Source organism: Salicibibacter cibi (genome assembly GCF_016495865.1).
Taxonomy (GTDB): domain Bacteria; phylum Bacillota; class Bacilli; order Bacillales; family Marinococcaceae; genus Salicibibacter; species Salicibibacter cibi.
Genome location: NZ_CP054706.1, coordinates 147,912 through 168,655 on the forward strand (window position 1 = coordinate 147,912; position 20,744 = coordinate 168,655).

The 20,744-nt window shown below is 46.3% G+C and carries 13 protein-coding genes, 2 pseudogenes and 1 other annotated feature; all 15 genes and pseudogenes read left to right on the top strand.

What is annotated here, in order from left to right:
- The first annotated feature begins 144 nt into the window (after positions 1–144).
- Positions 145–801, top strand: coding sequence for an RNA polymerase sporulation sigma factor SigH (sigH, locus tag HUG20_RS00720; protein ID WP_200086881.1), 657 nt, complete (start codon positions 145–147; stop codon positions 799–801).
- A 295-nt stretch (positions 802–1,096) separates the two neighbouring features.
- On the top strand, positions 1,097–1,375 hold the full coding sequence (gene secE, locus HUG20_RS00725) for a preprotein translocase subunit SecE (protein WP_425504083.1): 279 nt from the start codon (positions 1,097–1,099) through the stop codon (positions 1,373–1,375).
- Positions 1,376–1,441: 66 nt separating this feature from the next.
- Positions 1,442–1,975, top strand: coding sequence for a transcription termination/antitermination protein NusG (gene nusG / locus HUG20_RS00730; RefSeq protein ID WP_200090330.1), 534 nt, complete (start codon positions 1,442–1,444; stop codon positions 1,973–1,975).
- A 154-nt stretch (positions 1,976–2,129) separates the two neighbouring features.
- The gene (gene rplK / locus HUG20_RS00735; protein WP_200086885.1) at positions 2,130–2,555 is read left to right on the top strand and encodes a 50S ribosomal protein L11; all 426 of its coding nucleotides are present in this window, start codon (positions 2,130–2,132) and stop codon (positions 2,553–2,555) included.
- Positions 2,556–2,642: 87 nt separating this feature from the next.
- A complete protein-coding gene (rplA, locus tag HUG20_RS00740) occupies positions 2,643–3,341 on the top strand; it encodes a 50S ribosomal protein L1 (protein ID WP_200086887.1) in 699 nt (232 codons plus the stop codon).
- A gap of 35 nt (positions 3,342–3,376) precedes the next feature.
- Positions 3,377–3,545 (top strand) — a sequence feature (ribosomal protein L10 leader region).
- 143 nt (positions 3,546–3,688) lie between these two features.
- Complete coding sequence (gene rplJ, locus HUG20_RS00745) at positions 3,689–4,195, top strand: 50S ribosomal protein L10 (RefSeq protein ID WP_200086889.1); 507 nt, start codon at positions 3,689–3,691, stop codon at positions 4,193–4,195.
- 27 nt (positions 4,196–4,222) lie between these two features.
- Positions 4,223–4,591 carry a 50S ribosomal protein L7/L12 gene (gene rplL / locus HUG20_RS00750; RefSeq protein ID WP_200086891.1) on the top strand — a complete coding sequence of 123 codons (369 nt, stop codon included), beginning with the start codon at positions 4,223–4,225 and terminating at the stop codon, positions 4,589–4,591.
- Positions 4,592–4,664: 73 nt separating this feature from the next.
- A pseudogene (locus HUG20_RS00755) lies at positions 4,665–5,263 on the top strand (class I SAM-dependent methyltransferase).
- Positions 5,264–5,645: 382 nt separating this feature from the next.
- Complete coding sequence (rpoB, locus tag HUG20_RS00760; RefSeq protein WP_200086893.1) at positions 5,646–9,188, top strand: DNA-directed RNA polymerase subunit beta; 3,543 nt, start codon at positions 5,646–5,648, stop codon at positions 9,186–9,188.
- A 256-nt stretch (positions 9,189–9,444) separates the two neighbouring features.
- The gene (gene rpoC, locus HUG20_RS00765) at positions 9,445–13,062 is read left to right on the top strand and encodes a DNA-directed RNA polymerase subunit beta' (protein WP_200086895.1); all 3,618 of its coding nucleotides are present in this window, start codon (positions 9,445–9,447) and stop codon (positions 13,060–13,062) included.
- A 417-nt stretch (positions 13,063–13,479) separates the two neighbouring features.
- The gene (gene rpsL, locus HUG20_RS00770; RefSeq protein ID WP_200086897.1) at positions 13,480–13,893 is read left to right on the top strand and encodes a 30S ribosomal protein S12; all 414 of its coding nucleotides are present in this window, start codon (positions 13,480–13,482) and stop codon (positions 13,891–13,893) included.
- Between the two features lie 30 nt (positions 13,894–13,923).
- On the top strand, positions 13,924–14,394 hold the full coding sequence (rpsG, locus tag HUG20_RS00775) for a 30S ribosomal protein S7 (RefSeq protein WP_200086905.1): 471 nt from the start codon (positions 13,924–13,926) through the stop codon (positions 14,392–14,394).
- A 57-nt stretch (positions 14,395–14,451) separates the two neighbouring features.
- A pseudogene (gene fusA / locus HUG20_RS00780) lies at positions 14,452–16,529 on the top strand (elongation factor G).
- Positions 16,530–16,620: 91 nt separating this feature from the next.
- The gene (gene tuf / locus HUG20_RS00785; RefSeq protein ID WP_200086907.1) at positions 16,621–17,811 is read left to right on the top strand and encodes an elongation factor Tu; all 1,191 of its coding nucleotides are present in this window, start codon (positions 16,621–16,623) and stop codon (positions 17,809–17,811) included.
- A gap of 240 nt (positions 17,812–18,051) precedes the next feature.
- Positions 18,052–20,706 carry a sigma 54-interacting transcriptional regulator gene (locus HUG20_RS00790; RefSeq protein WP_200086909.1) on the top strand — a complete coding sequence of 885 codons (2,655 nt, stop codon included), beginning with the start codon at positions 18,052–18,054 and terminating at the stop codon, positions 20,704–20,706.
- Positions 20,707–20,744: the final 38 nt, after the last annotated feature.

Below are 20,744 nucleotides of genomic sequence, written 5' to 3' on the forward strand. Positions count from 1 at the left end.
TTGACTTGCCGTATTGTGCTCTTTATACTACTAGATACAGAGACTTCCATCAATGGAAAAAATCCCGCAACTCCGGCCGGTCGATCACCATGACCTGTGGCTCATACCCCGGGATTAAAGATGCATAGAAGGCGAGGGCGAGGGATGGTTGTGAATATACACTTCATAGAGAAGAAACAGCGAATCGTTGAGGAGACAGAGGACGAGCGGCTTATAAAAAATGTACATCAGGGAGACTCCGCTGCGTTGGAACAATTGATTCACAAGTACAAAAACTTTGTCCGTATAAAATCCCGATCTTATTTTCTTTTAGGGGCTGACCACGAAGATATTGTGCAGGAAGGGATGATTGGTCTTTTTAAGGCCATTCGTGATTTTAAGGGAAACAAAACTTCCTCTTTTCGTGCTTTTGCGGAACTTTGTGTTACACGCCAAATCATTACTGCGGTCAAAGCCGCTACCCGTCAAAAACACTTTCCTTTAAACTCATATATATCGTTGGACAAGCCAATTTATGATGAAGAATCGGATCGTACGTTGATGGATGTGATTTGCGGCACGATTGTTACAAACCCTGAGGAAGTGCTGATTAATCGAGAAGACTGGAAAGATGTTGAACACAAAATTACCGAATTACTAAGTGAATTGGAACAAAAAGTGCTTCATCTTTATTTGAATGGCCATTCCTATCAGGAAATTTCTGTTGTTGCAAATGCACATGAAAAATCGATTGACAATGCATTGCAACGGATAAAAAGGAAACTTGAAAAATTCACACTCGGGAAGAAAATTCTATTTTGACAAAAAGACAGAATTTTCGACTGTTTTCGAGGATTTGTACACACCACCGAGTGAGCGCGGGTTTGATGGCCAGCCGTCGATTCGTGCTCAAGTTTTTCGGTCTGCGGCTATTGTACGAAATGTCCTCTGATTGACAGTGGGAGCCTGCTATGGTACAGTTTATGGCATAATTTGCAGCTAACCGGGATTCAATACTTATACAAATAGAGAGGCTTGAGTTGAAAACACACCGGGAGCGGTTGTTTTTTTATGTTTGCAGGTAAGAAAGTATAAACCGACTTTCTTATCTGCATAAGTGCAACTTAGGTTTTCGCCACAAAAGCTTGGCGAAAAGCCAAGTTTTCTAGTAAAGATTTTTTCGAGGCCAATAACAGGGGAGGGGCTCGTAATTTTTAAGAAAAGTGTTAAGTTCCTGCGTGAAGTAGGAATAGAAATGAAGCGTGTCACTTGGCCAACACCGGGAGAGCTTTACAAGTATACGCGAACGGTGCTGGTTACACTCATCTTTGTTACGATCTTTTTTACACTTGTAGACTCGGGGATATCTTATCTCGTGGAAACATTCCTCGCTTAAGAGATATCTTTGATGATCGGGTATTTACGGAAGGAGGAAAGGGATCAATTAACCGGTCCGTTAATTATGGAGAAAAACTGGTATGTGGTACACACGTATTCCGGATATGAAAACAGGGTGAAAATTAACCTGGAAAAGCGTGTGGCGTCCATGGAGATGTTGGACAAGATCTTCAGGGTGCTTGTTCCGATGGACGAGGAGAAGGAAACGAAAGATGGAAAGACGAAGACCGTCACCAAAAAAACATTTCCGGGATATGTCATCGTGGAAATGATTATGACCGATGATTCTTGGTATGTGGTCCGAAATACCCCGGGGGTCACCGGTTTTGTCGGCTCACCCGGAGCAGGTTCAAAACCCAATGCACTTTTGCCGGACGAAGTGGATGACATTTTGCGGAAAATGGGCGAAGATACACCGAAAATGGAAATTGACCTTCAATTGAAAGAGTCGGTTAAAGTGAAAGATGGTCCGTTCACCGATTTCACAGGCACTGTGGAAGAAATCAACGGTGAACAACAAAAGCTTAAGGTACATGTCAATATGTTTGGGCGTGAAACACCTGTAGAGCTAGACTTTAATCAAGTGGAAAAAGTGTAACCGTAAGAGAAGAGTTGTGAACGTCATGTTTAAAATGCTTGCGGTTTATCTTCTTAGATGATACGATTTATTTTGTTTGCTTCCATGAAGAAGCGATAAGTGGGAGGGCAATTGTGCCCGAAACACCACAATACGAATGAAGGAGGTGTGTCGCGTGGCTAGAAAGGTAGAGAAAGTCGTAAAGCTTCAAATTCCTGCAGGGAAAGCCAACCCGGCACCGCCAGTCGGTCCTGCACTCGGTCAGGCTGGTATTAACATCATGGGTTTTTGTAAAGAATTCAATGCTCGTACCCAAGAACAGGCAGGGACGGTTATTCCTGTCGAGATTAGCGTTTATGAAGATCGCTCCTTTACATTTATAACCAAAACGCCGCCCGCTCCGGTTTTGCTAAAAGAAGCCGCAGGTGTAAAAGGCGGATCCGGTGAACCGCATAAGACGAAAGTTGGCAGTGTGAGCGCCGATAAAGTTCGCGAAATTGCGGAAGCGAAAATGGAGGATCTCAATGCCGAGAGCACAGAAGCAGCTATCCGAATGATAGAAGGAACTGCGCGAAGCATGGGCATTACGGTTGAAGGTTAGACCATATTCTCGGATTTGCCAAAGCCGGAGTATGGTCCTACGTGGGAGGTAAAACCGTTAAAACCACAATAGAGGAGTTGAAATGAAATGCCTAAAAAACAAGGGAAAAAATTTATAGATGCACAAAAGCAAGTAGATACGTCACGCAACTATGCCTCCGTCGAGGCATTGGAGCTCGTGCAAAAAGTAGCTCCCGCGAATTTTGACGAGACGGTAGAAGTTGCGGTTCGCCTCGGTGTTGATCCACGTAAAGCAGATCAGCAAATCCGCGGTGCCGTTGTTCTCCCTCACGGAACAGGAAAAACAAAACGTGTACTTGTATTTGCGAAAGGCGACAAAGCGAAAGAAGCAGAGGAAGCCGGCGCAGATATTGTCGGTGAGGAAGAGCTTGTCAACCGTATCCAGCAAGGTTGGTTGGATTTTGATGTCGTCGTAGCGACACCCGATATGATGGCTCAGGTTGGTAAACTCGGGCGCGTGCTCGGCCCTCGCGGCTTAATGCCGAACCCGAAAACAGGGACAGTAACGATGGATGTTGCTCAAGCGGTGAACGAAATTAAAGCAGGTAAAGTCGAGTATCGTGTGGAGAAAGCGGGAAATGTTCATGTGCCGATCGGAAAAGTATCTTTCGATGCGCAACAGTTGAACGAGAATCTTAATACGGTTATCGACACGCTTGCAAAGGCAAAACCATCCGCCGCCAAAGGCGTCTATATGCGGAATATTTCGGTCGCTTCTTCCATGGGACCGGGGGTAAAGGTAACGACAAGCGGAATTAGTGTTTGACATTCGTGTCGGACCTGCCTATAATCAACATTGGTAAATGAAAAAAGCATCAACCGTAGACAGCGGGTGCACGTTTTGTGCTTAATTTCCTGCCGAGGTTTCGTTCTACATCATAGCGAGCAAGCCGGTTCGGGCTGTTCGAAATGAGAAGACCTTTTTATGTCTACGAAAACGCGGCGTAAAGAGGTCTTTTTTAGCTGATAAAAAAGTATACATCAACTTTCTTATCTGCATAAGTGCAACTAATTTCGCCATAAAAGCTTGGCGGAAAGTCAAGTTTTCTAAAGTTGCAGAGACGCTTAAACCCGTTCCGCGTGATTGATCCAAATACAATAGGAGGTGGAATGATGAGCACTGTGCTCGAACAAAAACAAGCGGTCGTACAAGAAATTGCCGAAAAGCTTGCAAACAGCGAATCGATTATTTTCGTCGATTACCGCGGGCTCAATGTCGCTCAAGCAACGGAACTTCGCAGCAAGCTTCGTGAAGCGGACGTAGATTTTAAGGTATATAAAAATACAATGACACGCCGCGCGACAGAAGAAACGAACTACACCGACGTTGATGAGCATCTCGTCGGGCCGACGGCAATTGCTACGAGCCGTACGGATGCGGTGGCAGCCGCGAAAGTTTTGCATAACTTCTCGAAAGAAAATGAAGCACTTGAGATCAAGACAGGCATCATCCAGGGAGAGGTAACGGCTGTTGAAGACATTAAACAACTCGCCGAGCTCCCTTCTTACGACGGACTTATGTCCATGTTGCTCAGTGTCTTGCAAGCGCCGCTTCGCAACTTCGCCCTTGCTTCCAAAGCAGTGGCTGACCAAAAAGAGGAAAACGAAGACGCGTCCTAAATTATATTCCTTAAGGAGGATATCACAATGGCAAAAGAACAAATCATTGAAGAAATTAAAGGCATGACCGTTCTTGAGTTGAACGATCTTGTCAAAGCCATCGAAGAAGAATTCGGAGTAACTGCAGCAGCACCGGTCGCTGTCGGCGCTGCCGACGGTGGCGGAGAAGCTGCCGAAGAAGAACAAACGGAATTTAATGTCGTGTTAAATAGCGCAGGTTCTTCCAAAATTAATGTCATCAAAGTTGTGCGCGGCATAGCAGATCTTGGCCTTAAAGAAGCAAAAGCGCTTGTGGACGGTGCTCCGGAAACAATTAAAGAAAGCGTGAGCAAGGAAGACGCCGAAGACATGAAGAGCCAGCTTGAAGAAGCGGGCGCAGAAGTTGAATTAAAATAAAGCATTGTAAGCGAAAAGCTTCCCTGCACATGTGCAGGGAAGCTTTTTCTCCCCCGTTAGGAGGTGGAAGTTGTTGTCGCAACATTACTATAGCCAACATCCGGAAACGCCAAGTGAACGGCGATATTTTTCCACTGAAATTGAGGGTCGCTCGTTTTCTTTCGTTGTTGATAACGGCGTTTTTTCAAAAGAAGGGCTGGACTTTGGGAGTCGTTTCTTGATTGAGACATTTATCGAACCTGATATTCCCGGTCCGTTGCTGGATATGGGGTGTGGATATGGGCCGATCGGCATTATTCTCGCGGCATCTACAGAACGCCGCGTAGTGATGAGTGATGTGAATGAGCGGGCGGTAATGCTCGCGCGGGAAAATATTACGCATAATGATGCAAATGGAGTGAAAGTTGTTTCGGGAGACCGTTTCTCGGGTGTGGGGAGTGAAGAACGATTTTCGGCAATTATGACGAATCCACCGATTCGGGCAGGGAAAGCGACGGTGCATGCTATTTATTCGGAGGCTCGGGATTATCTGTTGCCGGGGGTGCGCTCTGGGTTGTGATCCGAAAAAAACAAGGGGCGCCAACAACAAAACGAAAACTTCAAGAATTATACAAAGAAGTCGTTGAAGTGAAGAAAGAAAAAGGGTATGTCGTTTATAAGGCAGAGGGATAATTCTTGAAGTTAGAGGGGATAAATTCACGCATCACAAAAAATGGTTGACCTTCTACTTTCTTTATGGTACTATCATATAATGCGTATAACTATATGAATCGTATCGTTTTTCTTTTCATTTACTCGTATAAAGGTTATTGGGTTTGGGAACACTAGTATAATCCGAAAAAAACGACCCGAAACGATTTTGGGTTATATTCATTGTACTACGTGTTGCCCCCCTTGTATATAACTGACGGCATCATTCTTTTAAAAATTAGCCGATCGCTATTTTTGGCGGAAGTCGGATTTATAAAGAATGATCTTTTTTCTTCCATAGCATGGGCCGTGCCGGGGGCCTGAAGGATGCTAAACAATATACGGATTTTGAGGGGTGAATTCGTTGACAGGTCAACTTATTCAGTATGGACGTCATCGCCAGCGAAGAAGCTACGCAAGAATTAGCGAGGTACTTGAGCTACCCAATCTCATTGAGATTCAAACATCTTCCTATCAGTGGTTTCTCGATGAGGGGATGCGAGTCATGTTTCAGGACATCTCCCCTATAGAAGATTTTACTGGCAATCTCGTCTTGGAATTTATCGACTATAGTCTTGGCGAGCCGAAGTATTCCGTCGAAGATTCTAAAGAGCGGGATGTCACGTATTCTGCTCCATTACGTGTGAAGGTCCGTCTCATGAACCAGGAAACCGGTGAGGTGAAGGAACAGGAAGTATTTATGGGTGACTTCCCGCTCATGACCGATACCGGAACATTTATTATAAACGGGGCTGAACGCGTGATCGTTTCCCAGCTTGTTCGTTCTCCCAGTGTTTATTACAATCAAAAATTCGATAAAAATGGGAAAAGAGGTTTTACTGCTACCGTCATCCCAAATCGCGGAGCCTGGCTTGAATTTGAAACGGATGCGAAAGATATTACCTACGTACGGATCGATCGCACCCGAAAAATTCCCATAACCGTCTTATTAAGGGCACTTGGCTTCGGGTCAGACCAAGAGATCGTTGATTTAATAGGAGAAAATGAGTATCTGCGCAATGCTTTGGAAAAAGACAATACGGATGACACGGAAAAAGCGCTGTTGGAAATCTATGAGCGTCTCCGTCCCGGCGAGCCGCCGACGGTAGACAATGCCCGCAGCTTGCTTGAATCTCGCTTTTTTGATCCGAGACGATATGATTTAGCGAATGTAGGGCGCTATAAAATCAATAAGAAATTGCATATTAAAGAGCGTCTTTTTAATCAAGTTTTGGCAGAGACCCTTGCGGATCCGGAAACCGGAGAAATTCTTGCGGAAGAAGGAACGCTTATTGACAGGCGTGTGCTTGACCGTTTGCTGCCTTATCTGGAAGATGGTCTCGGGTTTACCTCCTTCAGGATTGCCGGGGGCATTGTTGACGAGGAGAGCGAAGTGACCGTTCAATCGATTAAAGTTTATGCTCCCAACGATCCGGATGGCGAGCAGACGATTGAAGTGATTAGCAACGGGACCTTGGATTCCGGAATCAAAAACATTACACCTGAAGACATCGTCGCTTCCATCAGCTATTTTTTCAATTTGCTTCATGGTGTCGGCGGCACGGATGATATTGATCACCTCGGAAATCGTCGTTTGCGCTCGGTCGGTGAATTGTTACAAAATCAGTTCCGCATTGGTCTATCTCGAATGGAGCGTGTCGTGCGTGAACGTATGTCTATTCAAGACCCGAGCCAAATAACGCCGCAAGGGCTCATTAACATTCGTCCGGTCATTGCTTCTATCAAAGAGTTTTTCGGAAGCTCTCAGCTCTCGCAATTTATGGATCAAACGAACCCGCTTGCCGAATTGACCCATAAGCGTCGTTTATCTGCACTCGGTCCCGGAGGTTTAACGAGAGAACGGGCCGGTATGGAAGTTCGAGACGTTCACTATTCTCACTATGGACGCATGTGTCCGATTGAAACGCCTGAGGGTCCGAATATCGGTTTGATCAACTCCTTGTCCTCGTATGCAAAAGTCAACAAATTTGGGTTTATGGAGACGCCTTATCGACGGGTCGACCCGGAAACAGGGGTTGTCTCCGATCGCGTGGACTATTTGACGGCCGATGAAGAATTGAACTACGTTGTGGCTCAGGCGAACGCGAGTCTAAATGATGACGGCATGTTCGTCGATGACCATATCATTGCTCGTTTCCGCGAAGAAAATACGATCGTGTCGAAAGATCGCATTGATTATATGGATGTTTCCCCTAAACAAGTTGTGTCGGCTGCAACAGCATCCATCCCATTTCTGGAAAACGATGATTCCAACCGTGCGTTGATGGGGGCGAATATGCAGCGTCAAGCCGTTCCGTTGCTCGAGCCTGAGGCCCCTGTCGTTGGAACAGGGATGGAATATGTTTCCGCAAAGGATTCCGGTGCGGCCATCACTGCCGCCCACCGTGGGATTGTTAAACGTGTGACAGCAAGGGAAATCCGGATGCGTCGCCTTGAGGAAGTAGACGGAAACGAAGTTGAAACCGATGAAGATGTATATAGAATGTCCAAGTTCATCCGTTCCAATCAAGGCACGAGCTATAATCAACGTCCGATTGTAGAAGGCGGCGATGTTATAGAAAAAGGAGAAGTGTTGGCCGACGGACCTTCGATGGATAAAGGGGAAATGGCGATCGGCCGAAATGTGCTTCTTGCCTTTATGACTTGGGAAGGATACAACTATGAGGATGCCATCATTCTCAGTGAGCGGCTTGTAAAAGATGATGTATTCACCTCCATTCATATCGAAGAGTATGAATCGGAAGCGCGTGATACGAAGCTCGGCCCGGAAGAGATCACCCGCGATATCCCGAACGTCGGAGAGGATGCTTTGCGAAACCTTGATGATCGGGGCATTATCCGTGTCGGTGCCGAAATTAAAGACGGAGATATCCTCGTCGGCAAAGTGACACCGAAAGGGATGACCGAACTCACGGCCGAGGAACGCTTGCTTCATGCCATCTTCGGTGAAAAAGCGCGTGAAGTGCGCGATACTTCGTTAAAAGCACCCCACGGCGGGGACGGCATTGTGCTCGATGTCAAGATTTTTAACCGTGAAGATGGCGATGAGCTTCCGCCGGGTGTTAACCAGCTTGTTCGTGTGTATATCGTGCAAAAGCGAAAGATTCACGAAGGCGATAAAATGGCTGGGCGACACGGAAACAAAGGCGTTATTTCTCGGATTTTACCAGAGGAAGATATGCCTTTCATGCCGGACGGCACACCGGTAGACATGATGTTAAACCCTCTAGGGGTGCCTTCGCGAATGAATATCGGACAAGTGCTGGAAATGCATTTGGGCATGTCTGCGCGCGAACTTGGCATTCATGTTGCTACGCCGGTCTTTGATGGTGCCCGCGAAGAAGATGTCCAAGAATCGCTCGAAGAAGCAGGGATAGCCGGCGACGGCAAAACGGTTTTATATGACGGGCGCAGTGGTGAGGCTTATGATAATCGTGTGTCTGTCGGTGTCATGTATATGATTAAGCTGGCGCATATGGTGGATGACAAACTTCATGCCCGTTCCACTGGTCCCTATTCATTGGTTACGCAACAACCGTTGGGCGGTAAAGCGCAATTTGGCGGCCAGCGATTTGGCGAGATGGAAGTTTGGGCACTTGAGGCCTACGGTGCTGCATATACGTTGCAAGAAATCCTAACGGTAAAGTCTGACGATACGATTGGCCGTGTTAAAACGTATGAGTCTATCGTTAAAGGCGAGAATGTACCGGAACCAGGCGTTCCGGAATCGTTCAAAGTGCTGATTAAAGAACTCCAGAGCCTTGGCATGGACGTAAAAATGCTCTCCAGTAATGAAGAAGAGATTGAAATGAAAGAGCTGGATGATGAAGAAGACCAGTCGAGTGAGAAAATGAACCTGAAATTGGAGTCTACAGAGAACGCTTAAAGATGTAAAAGAGACAGGTGAAGGGCACCGCCTTAAAAATATGGTGTTCTTCACCCTTGTCATCCGTGCCTCTTAGACGGGAGTCAGAGGCCAGAGGGCGGAAAAGACTTTTTCAAGGTCTTCCGATGTCTGATTTCCGGAAAAGCGGGTGACGAACACCCCGATTCGTGCAACTAAGGCTTTCGCCATAAAAGCTTGGCGAAAAGCCAAGTTTTCTAATGACAATTCGTGCGCCAAGAAAGGGAGGGACCACCCTTTGATAGATGTCAATAATTTTGAATACATGAAAGTAGGCCTTGCTTCTTCCGATAAGATTCGTAATTGGTCGAGAGGAGAAGTGAAAAAACCCGAAACCATCAACTACCGGACATTGAAACCGGAGAAAGATGGCTTGTTTTGTGAGCGTATTTTCGGTCCGCAAAAGGACTGGGAATGCCATTGCGGAAAATATAAACGGGTCCGTTATAAAGGGGTTGTCTGTGACCGATGCGGGGTTGAAGTAACACGGGCGAAAGTTCGCCGTGAGCGTATGGGTCATATTGAACTGGCAGCTCCGGTATCACACATTTGGTATTTTAAAGGTATTCCGAGTCGGATGGGGCTGGTGCTCGATATGTCTCCTCGCTCCCTCGAAGAAGTTATCTATTTCGCTTCGTATGTTGTTACGGAAACCGGTGATACACCGCTTGAATATAAGCAGTTGCTTTCCGAAAAAGAATACCGCTCGTATTATGATAAATATGGGCGTTCTTTCACTGCGCAAATGGGCGCGGAAGCGATTCGCAAGATTTTATCCGATTTAAATCTGGAGCAAGAAGTAAAAGCGTTGCGAGATGAACTTGAAACGGCACAAGGACAACGTCGCACACGTGCCATCAAACGTTTGGAAGTGCTGGAGGCTTTCCGTCATTCAGGCAATCACCCGGCATGGATGATCATGGACGTTCTCCCTATCATTCCACCGGAATTACGCCCGATGGTTCAGCTGGATGGTGGACGGTTCGCCACTTCTGACTTGAATGATTTGTACCGTCGGGTAATTAACCGAAATAATCGTTTAAAGCGTTTATTGGATCTCGGTGCGCCAAGCATCATTGTTCAAAACGAAAAACGCATGCTCCAGGAAGCTGTTGACGCGCTTATTGATAACGGAAGGCGTGGTCGGCCGATCACCGGTCCGGGAAATCGCCCGTTAAAATCACTTTCCCACATGCTCAAAGGGAAACAGGGAAGATTCCGGCAAAACCTTCTCGGGAAGCGGGTTGACTACTCCGGTCGTTCAGTTATCGTCGTTGGTCCGAGCTTGAAAATGTATCAGTGTGGGTTGCCGAAAGAAATGGCGTTGGAATTGTTTAAGCCATTTGTCATGAAAGAGTTGGTGGCAAATGGATCGGCACATAACATCAAAAGTGCTAAACGGAAGGTCGATCGTGTCCAACCGGAAATATGGGATGTCCTTGAGGATGTGATCAAAGAACATCCGGTATTGCTAAACCGTGCACCAACGCTACACAGGTTGGGGATCCAGGCGTTTGAGCCGGTACTCGTTGAAGGTCGCGCCATCCGTCTGCATCCGCTCGTTTGTACGGCTTACAACGCGGACTTTGACGGAGACCAAATGGCGGTTCACGTGCCGCTATCGGCAGAAGCGCAAGCGGAAGCCCGGGTTCTGATGATGTCTGCGCAAAACATCCTAAATCCAAAGGACGGAAACCCGGTCGTTACACCTTCACAGGATATGGTGCTCGGTAACTATTACCTTACCTCCGAGCGTGAAAATGCCGCGGGTGAGGGTGCTGTGTTCAAAGACAGCAACGAAGCGGTTACGGCGTACCAAAATGGCTTTGTGCATCTGCATACACGCGTGGCTGTTTCGGTTTCTTCGATGAAAAGCAGTAGGTTCCCTGAAAAAGTGAAAGATCAATTGTTGTTGACGTCGATCGGGAAATTGATATTCAATGAAATTTTACCAAGCAGCTTTCCGTATATTAATGAACCCTCTGCCGGCAATTTGGAAAACGAAACACCGGAAAAATACTTTGTTCCGAAAGGAACGGATATAAAAAGTACACTAGCGGAAATGGAACTTGTTTCCTCATTTAAAAAAGGTTTTCTCGGCGATATCATCGCTGAAGTATTTAAGAAATTCCAGGTTACGGAAACCTCACGAATGTTGGATAGCATGAAAGATCTTGGTTTCTACTACTCAACAAAAGCCGGGATTACAGTTGGGATTTCCGATGTGGTTGTTCTTCCCGAAAAGAAAAAGATACTTGATGACGCCGAGGAGAAGGTCAATCGTGTGATGAAGCAGTTTAGACGCGGTTTGATCACAGACGATGAAAGATACGACAAGGTCATCTCCATTTGGAGCGAAGCAAAAGAGACGATTCAAGAGCGTCTGATGAAAACACTGGACACGGCGAATCCGATCTATATGATGAGTGACTCCGGTTCTCGCGGGAACGCTTCTAACTTCACACAGTTAGCCGGAATGCGTGGGTTGATGGCTAATCCGTCCGGACAAATCATCGAGCTCCCTATTAAGTCTAGTTTCCGGGAAGGGCTTACGGTATTGGAGTATTTTATATCCACCCATGGTGCGCGTAAAGGTCTGGCAGACACAGCGTTGAAAACCGCTGATTCCGGTTACTTGACCCGCCGCCTCGTTGATGTTGCTCAAGATGTCATTGTTCGTGAAGACGACTGCGGAACAGATCGCGGTCTCTCGGTTGAGACATTGCGAGAAGGGACGGAGATTATCGAAGATCTACACGACCGGCTTGTGGGGCGCGTAGCGTTTCAAACGGTCGCCCACCCTGACAGCGGAGATACACTTGTGCAAAAAAATGACCTGATCACTGAAGACACCGCGAAGGCGATTGTCGATGCCGGTATTGAAAAGGTAACGATCCGTTCTGTCTTTGCCTGTGACACTGCCCGTGGCGTTTGCAAAAAATGCTATGGTCGTAATTTGGCGACCGGCAGCGATGTTGAGGTTGGAGAAGCGGTTGGTATTATCTCCGCGCAGTCTATCGGTGAGCCGGGGACACAGTTAACGATGCGTACGTTCCACACCGGCGGGGTGGCCGGCGATGATATTACCCAAGGTCTCCCGCGTATTCAAGAACTCTTTGAGGCCCGTAATCCGAAAGGGCAGGCGCTTATTACCGAACTTGAGGGTACGGTAAGTGAGATTCACGATGCGGGTGATAAGAAAGACATCATTATCAGCGGGGAAATTGAATCGAAATCTTATACAACAGCATACGGTGCACGGTTGCGTGTGGCTGAAGGAGATCGTGTTGAAGCCGGCCAAGCGCTCACGGAAGGTTCGATTGATCCGAAAGAATTGCTGAAAGTGACCGGCATCAAGGAAGTAAAAGAATACTTGCTCAAGGAAGTTCAGAAGGTCTATCGCATGCAGGGCGTGGAAATTGGCGATAAACACGTAGAAGTCATGGTTCGGCAGATGCTCCGTAAAATCCGCGTGAATGACTCGGGGGATACGGATGTACTGCCTGGCACATTGGTGGAAGTGAACCACTTCAATGATGTTAACAAAGATGTACTTCGTAACAATCAGCGCCCGGCAGTCGGTACGCCTGTTATTCTGGGGATCACAAAAGCTTCCCTAGAGACGGACTCTTTCTTATCGGCGGCATCCTTCCAGGAAACAACCCGTGTTCTTACGGATGCGGCGATCAAAGGGAGGTCAGACGCGTTGCTCGGCTTAAAAGAAAACGTGATTCTCGGAAAACTCGTTCCGGCAGGAACAGGCATGCAACGCTATCGTTCGCTCAAAGCGGACAACGGCGAAAAAAGTGAAACAGAAACCGCGGAAGAACCCGAAGGTGCGCTTTCACGTCGGTAAATCTGTAAAGCCAGCCTGTGTTTAATGTGAGGATTAGCCACGAGGGGTGAAAAATGAAGATGTTTTTCACCCTTACCGGCATCCGTCGTTAAATGGTAGGGTCACCAAAAATGAATTGACATCGTATTGCCCCTTTGGTAAAATATCAAAGGTGCGCGTGATTTCCCGAAAAAAGGGAATTCATAATAAGATATCTTAGTTCGGCAAAGCCTTAAATAAAAAAGGAAAAATGCTGAAAAACGGTAAATGGTTTTTACTCGGCAGTCTTGACTGCCCGGTAAGAACATTCCTTTTGCTTTGATGTGAACCACCTGGAACAGTGGTCTTATAAAACCTGGTTGGGCAAGGGTTCACGGGCAATTAGCATCATTCAATTACTCGCACGGAAAAAGTGTTCAAGAAAGGAGGAGAAAATCGATGCCAACGATTAATCAGCTTGTTCGCAAGCGACGTCAAACAAAACCGAAGACATCTGATGCGCCGGCACTTAACAGAGGTTTTGACAGCATTAAGAAAGTGCCGACCAATCAGTCTTCTCCGCAAAAACAAGGCGTTTGCACACGTGTCGGCACAATGACGCCAAAAAAACCAAACTCGGCACTGCGCAAATATGCACGTGTTCGCTTGACCAATGGGATTGAAGTAACGGCATATATCCCGGGAATCGGTCACAATTTACAAGAGCACAGTGTTGTACTTATTCGCGGAGGTCGTGTGAAAGACCTTCCGGGTGTGCGCTACCATATTGTCCGGGGAAGCCTAGACACTGCAGGTGTCCAGGGTCGTAAGCAAGGTCGTTCCAAATATGGAACAAAACGTGCAAAAAAATAAACTGCAGTGATAATGAAAGGAGGGTGGGACATGCCTCGTAAAGGTCCTGTACCTCGTCGTGAAGTATTGCCGGATCCGATTTATAATTCCAAGTTGGTGACTCGTCTCATTAACCGTATTATGATTGACGGCAAAAAAGGAAAAGCACAAAATATCTTGTATAAATCATTTGATTTGGTTCGTGAACGCAGCGATGAGGAACCGATGGAAGTCTTCGATCAGGCGTTGAAAAATATTATGCCTGTGCTTGAAGTTAAGGCGCGACGCGTCGGCGGTGCCAACTATCAGGTGCCGATCGAAGTGAAGCCTGATCGTCGTACGACCTTAGGGTTGCGTTGGTTGGTAAGCTACGCGCGTTTACGCGGAGAAAAAACGATGGAAGAGCGATTGGCAAATGAAATAATGGATGCAGCCAATAATACTGGCTCAGCTGTCAGAAAACGTGAGGACACTCATCGTATGGCAGAAGCAAATAAAGCCTTTGCCCATTACCGTTGGTAATGTTGTCGCTCTTTTAGCGGACCTGTCAGAAATGGATGAAAGGAGAAAGTGTAGGCCATGTCAAGAGAGTTCTCCTTGGAAAAAACACGTAATATCGGCATTATGGCACACATCGATGCCGGTAAAACGACGGCCACGGAACGTATTTTGTTCTATACGGGCCGTACGCATAAAATTGGAGAAACACATGAGGGTGCTTCCCAAATGGACTGGATGTCGCAAGAGCAAGACCGAGGGATTACCATCACATCTGCCGCGACAACAGCCCAATGGAAAGACCATCGCATTAACATCATTGATACGCCCGGGCACGTCGACTTCACGGTCGAAGTGGAACGTTCCCTGCGTGTTCTTGATGGCTCGGTAGCTGTTCTTGATGCGCAATCAGGGGTTGAACCGCAAACCGAAACGGTTTGGCGCCAGGCTACGACGTATCATGTGCCAAGGATTGTTTTCGTCAACAAAATGGATAAGGTTGGTGCGGACTTCCTCTATTCGGTCAGTACATTAAGAGATCGGCTTGGAGCGAATGCTCACGCCATACAGCTCCCGATCGGTGCTGAAGATGAATTCGAAGGAATCATCGATCTTGTGGAAATGAAAGCCCACTATTATTTGGATGATTTGGGCAAGGAAACAGAAGTGCATGATATCCCCGAGGAGTACCGTGAACAAGCGGATACCTATCGTGAGAAGCTGGTTGAAGCGGTTGCTGATTTCGATGAAGACCTTATGATGATGTACCTGGAAGGCGAAGAACTCAACAACGAGGATGTTAAAAGGGCAATTCGCAAAGGAACGCTGGATATTGAATTTTATCCCGTCCTCTGTGGATCTGCCTTTAAAAACAAGGGTGTCCAATTGGTGCTGGACGCTGTCCTTGACTATTTGCCGGCGCCGACGGATGTTCCGGCCATTAAAGGCATAAAGCCGAATTCAGAAGAAGAAGTGACTCGTGAAGCTGATGACGCAGGGACATTTTCTGCCCTGGCTTTTAAAATTATGACAGATCCTTATGTGGGCAAATTGACATTCTTCCGCGTTTACTCAGGCACACTCTCATCCGGGTCTTATGTGCGGAACTCTTCAAAGGATAAACGCGAACGCGTCGGTCGAATTTTGCAAATGCACGCCAATTCACGGGAAGAGATTTCTGAAGTTTATTCCGGAGATATTGCCGCAGGCATTGGTTTGAAAGACACAGCGACAGGTGATACACTTTGTGATGAGAAGGACCGGGTGATCCTCGAATCCATGGACTTCCCGGAAACTGTTATCTCCTTGTCGGTAGAACCGAAGTCAAAAGCGGATCAGGATAAAATGGGCGTTGCGCTCGGTAAGCTTTCGGAAGAAGATCCTACGTTTAAAACGTATACAGATGAGGAAACAGGTCAAACGGTCATTTCCGGAATGGGTGAATTGCACCTGGATATCATTGTGGATCGATTAAAGCGAGAGTTCAAAGTCGAGGCTATTGTCGGCGCTCCGCAAGTCTCTTATCGTGAAACGATCAAGGCATCGGCACAATGTGAAGGCAAGTTCATTCGCCAATCCGGAGGCCGTGGTCAATACGGCCATGTTTGGATTGAGTTTAGTCCGAATGAACAAGGGGCAGGCTTTGAATTTGAAAATGCGATCGTTGGTGGCGTTGTCCCGCGGGAGTACATTGGATCAGTAGAGCAAGGCGTGGGAGAAGCGCTGCAAAACGGTTTGCTTGCCGGTTATCCCCTAATTGATGTAAAAGCGCGTTTATATGATGGGTCTTACCATGATGTGGACTCGAATGAAATGGCATTTAAAATTGCCGCTTCAATGGCGCTTAAAGAAGCAAAATCCAAGTGTGATCCAGCTCTGCTTGAACCGTTGATGAAAGTGGAAATTATCGTTCCGGAAGAATACATGGGCGATGTTATGGGTGACGTTACGTCACGACGCGGCCGGGTTGAAGGAATGGGTGCCCGGGGAACGCGCAAATCATCAGCGCTTTCGTGCCGTTGGCAGAGATGTTTGGATATGCAACAACCCTTCGTTCCAACACACAAGGGCGCGGAACATACTCGATGCACTTTGATCATTATGCGGAAGTACCAAAGAGCATTTCCGAAGAGATCATTAAAAAGAACACCGGAGAATAATTAGGTTCTCTAAAACCAAAAGCCTAGAAAGTAGATCAACGATCATGCTTTCTTGCTATAAAAAACCTTAATTTAAGGGAGGAACATTTCAATGGCAAAAGAAAAATTTGACCGGTCGAAAACGCATGCCAATATTGGCACAATCGGACACGTAGACCATGGAAAAACAACGCTGACTGCAGCGATTACAAAAGTCCTTCATGAACAATCCGGCGAAGGTGACGTCATGGCATTTGATGCGATTGACAACGCACCTGAAGAAAAAGAGCGCGGCATCACAATCGCAACTTCCCACGTGGAGTATGAAACGGATACCCGCCACTACGCACACGTGGATTGCCCGGGACACGCAGACTATGTGAAAAACATGATCACAGGTGCTGCGCAAATGGACGGATCCATCCTGGTTGTATCCGCAGCTGACGGTCCGATGCCGCAAACACGTGAGCACATTTTGCTTTCTCGTAACGTCGGCGTTCCGTCCATCGTTGTTTTTCTTAACAAAGTGGACCAGGTCGATGACGAAGAACTACTTGAACTCGTGGAAATGGAAGTGCGCGACCTCCTTTCCGAGTATGACTTCCCGGGAGATGACATTCCTGTTGTATCCGGATCTGCTTTGAAAGCTCTTGAAGGAGATGACGAGCATAAGCAAAAAATCCTTGACTTGATGAAGGAAGTCGACAATTATATCCCGACTCCTGAGCGTGATACAGATAAACCATTCATGATGCCGGTTGAGGACGTCTTCTCCATCACCGGCCGTGGTACGGTTGCAACCGGCCGTGTTGAGCGGGGCATGCTAAACAGTGGGGATGAAGTAGAAATTCTCGGTATTACGGAAGAGAAGAGAAAAACCACCGTTACAGGTGTTGAGATGTTCCACAAAATTCTCGACTATGCCGAAGCCGGTGACAACATTGGTGCATTGCTGCGTGGTGTTGCCCGTGAAGATATTACACGTGGACAGGTGCTTGCGAAGCCGGGTACGATCACACCTCACACGCAATTTAAAGCAGAAGTCTATGTACTTTCAAAAGATGAAGGTGGCCGTCATACGCCATTCTTCCAAAATTACCGTCCGCAATTCTACTTCCGTACAACGGATGTTACCGGTGTAATCAACCTTCCTGAAGGGGTAGAAATGGTTATGCCCGGTGACAACATCGAAATGGACGTTGAGCTCATTCAACCGATTGCGCTCGAGGACGGCACAAGATTCTCGATTCGCGAAGGTGGACGTACCGTAGGCTCCGGCGTTGTCACAGAGATCGTGAAGTAAACAGGTTATTAAAAAAAAGCATCCCGCGGGATGCTTTTTTTTTGCACTCTAAGATTGTTCACCTTCGTTAAAGGACGAAAGGATACGAAAAAGACGTTAACGTTCGCTATCTTTGGTGAGAGAAGTCTTTAAATAAGCGTTTGTTTACATTTGTGTGTGGCTGAAAAAGTCGTTGAACATGAAAATATAGTGATTAATTGGTAAACTTGGTGCAAAGAACAATGAATAAGGTGAAACAACATGAGTAAAGAGGAAACGGTAACAAAAAAACTGCAAGAATTTTCAGATCTAAAACCCCAGGGGGTGAGTGCCAGGGAAATCGCCGTTGCTTTGCAGATTAACCGTTCCACCGCGAGTCGTTATTTAAATGATCTTTTCCAAAATGGACAGGCAGAAAAGATCACCGGAAAACCTGTGCGTTATCGCCGAAAAACCTCCCGTACGCCTAAAGAGATTGGAGAGAGTTTGCAGCCGTTGATCCAACAAGGACTCGCTGCCCTTTCCTATCCTTTTCAATCGTTCCATATTCTTTTTACCGGGGAAACTGGGACAGGGAAGACATATCTAGCGGAACGTTTATACGAAATAGCTACACGAGAAGGATATATTAAACGTTCCACTCCTTTCATCACCTTCAATTGTGCAGATTATGCCCAGAACCCAGAGTTATTGGTCGGACAAATTTTTGGGATTAAAAAAGGAGCGTTCACAGGTTCTGTTCAGGATGAACCTGGGCTTGTCGAACAAGCTGATGGGGGTATTCTCTTTTTGGATGAAATTCATCGTTTGCCGGCTTCCGCACAGGAAATGTTATTTTACCTGATTGATAAAGGAGTCTATCGTCGGTTTGGTGAAGCTACACGTGAACGGCAGGCCAACATAACATTTATCGGAGCGACGACTCAAAGCCCAGAGCGTGCTCTTTTAATCACGTTGCTACGAAGATTTTCTGTTACGTTAATCGTTCCACCTTTGCGTGAACGCAGCCATGCAGAGAGAGAAATGTTATTGGAACTGTTTTTGCAGCAGGAAGCAGATAAAATGGATGCTGATCTATCTATGGAAGATGCGGGAAGAGATAAACTTCTTCATTATGCTTGTCCGGGTAATATTGGTCAGTTGCAAAATGATATCCAAATTGCGTGCGCAAGAGCTTATTTAAGGTATTTAAATAAAGAATTCTCGGAAGTGCTGGTAGGTGTTGAGGATATTCTCATAAAAATGGACGAAGGGCAAACTTCATTTCCCTTGGAAAATGAGCAGGCAAAAGCCGCGCAAATAACGAAAGGGGAATCTCATTCCCTGTTTCCCAACATCTATCAACGGTTAAACAAAAAACGATTAGAGTTATCTTCCGCGGGAGATATGACCGTTGAATCCTCACTACAACACGTTGTTAATCAATATATTGCGGATTTAACTGCTCGCTATCCTAAAGTTACTTTTTCTTATGATGTTGGGCATGATCTTATTGATGGAGATTTGCTCTATGCATTGCAACGAGCGCCAACAGTTCTTTCACCTCAGATTAACAGAGAACTTAATGAACAAAGTATGTACGTTATTGGGCTGCACTTGCAAAATTTGCGAAATCATGGTCGAGAAAATAAACAGACACTTCCGTCTTTTTCAAAAGCTTCGAAAGAAGATCGTTACGCTGCTCATCGTCTGGCTGAATACTTGACAGAGACAATCGATCTTAAGCTTCCGGATGATGAAGTGGAATTACTAGCCCATTTTTTGACGCCTGTGCAGCAATCACAATCATTACCCAATGCCCAAACAATTTTTGTGCTGCTTGTCACTCATGGACGAACCACAGCTTCATCGATGGCTGAAGTGACCAATACATTACTTGGGGCCGAGGTCATCCAATCCGTCGATATGCCACTGGAAAAATCAGCCGAAGACACCAATGAAGAGGTAAGAGTCTTCATTGATAGAGCGCTTGCCTCTAATACGTACCAGGGTGTACTCTTACTCGTTGATATGGGCTCACTGGTAACGATGGGAGATACATTCTATAGCGAATGGGGAGTACCAGTATTTACTGTGCCTTATGTGAATATGCCCATGGTTATGGAAGCTGGACGAAAATCACTCGTGCAGGATATTACGGTTAAAGAAGTCTATGAAACAACTCAGAAAGCGATGACGGCGTTTATGAGTGAAGATCATTCGGATCCTCATACTCGGAAGAAACGTTTAATTGCAACCGTTTGTTTCACTGGGGAAGGGGCTGCTCAATTACTTGAAGAATGGTTAGCGGATCAACTCACAGATGCAGATGCAGACGTTGTCATTCGCTCTGTCCGTGTTGATCCTGTCTCTAGGGACACTTCGATTTTGCGTCAATTAAAAGATTACTATGATATTGTAGCTATTATCGGTACGGTGTTTATCTCGATGGATGAAATTCCTTTTATTCCTGCATGGGAACTTCTAAAACAAGAAGGTACGTCTCGTTTACTCAAATTAGTAGAAGTAACACGCCAATACGGGGTTCGACAGGGAGAAACAACGCAACAATCTCATGGGAGGGGTTATCGCGAGATTCAATCTGGACTTGCAGAAATCGTGACTTATCTTAATCCCCGTCTTTTTTGTACGATTCTGGATAAATACTTTCCGCAAGTACAAGCATACTATGACTGGGATGATGACCGCGCCCTAGGGATGAGTATGCACATAGGGGTTTTGCTGGATCGAATGATAAAAGCTCATGTACATGGTGAAATAGAAGAATTAAAGCAAACGATACCGATGGACAATCATTTTCAGTACGATCAAGCCGAACGAAGCATATGGGAGCCCCTTGTTTCTAGCTTAGAACAATCATTTCAAATTCCGTTTCCGGAATCTTTTGTCCGGGTATCGATGAAAATCTCAAGATAACATTCAAGAAACCTTATTTGATTTGCATTGACATGGCT

Excerpts from the sequence above, each read along its gene's own strand:
- rplA (WP_200086887.1), top strand. The coding sequence starts at position 2,643 with ATGCCTAAAAAACAAGGGAAAAAATTTATAGATGCACAAAAGCAAGTA.
- rplJ (WP_200086889.1), top strand. The coding sequence starts at position 3,689 with ATGAGCACTGTGCTCGAACAAAAACAAGCGGTCGTACAAGAAATTGCC.
- rplL (WP_200086891.1), top strand. The coding sequence starts at position 4,223 with ATGGCAAAAGAACAAATCATTGAAGAAATTAAAGGCATGACCGTTCTT.
- rpsG (WP_200086905.1), top strand. The coding sequence starts at position 13,924 with ATGCCTCGTAAAGGTCCTGTACCTCGTCGTGAAGTATTGCCGGATCCG.
- rpsL (WP_200086897.1), top strand. The coding sequence starts at position 13,480 with ATGCCAACGATTAATCAGCTTGTTCGCAAGCGACGTCAAACAAAACCG.
- tuf (WP_200086907.1), top strand. The coding sequence starts at position 16,621 with ATGGCAAAAGAAAAATTTGACCGGTCGAAAACGCATGCCAATATTGGC.
- HUG20_RS00790 (WP_200086909.1), top strand. The coding sequence starts at position 18,052 with ATGAGTAAAGAGGAAACGGTAACAAAAAAACTGCAAGAATTTTCAGAT.
- sigH (WP_200086881.1), top strand. The coding sequence starts at position 145 with ATGGTTGTGAATATACACTTCATAGAGAAGAAACAGCGAATCGTTGAG.
- nusG (WP_200090330.1), top strand. The coding sequence starts at position 1,442 with ATGGAGAAAAACTGGTATGTGGTACACACGTATTCCGGATATGAAAAC.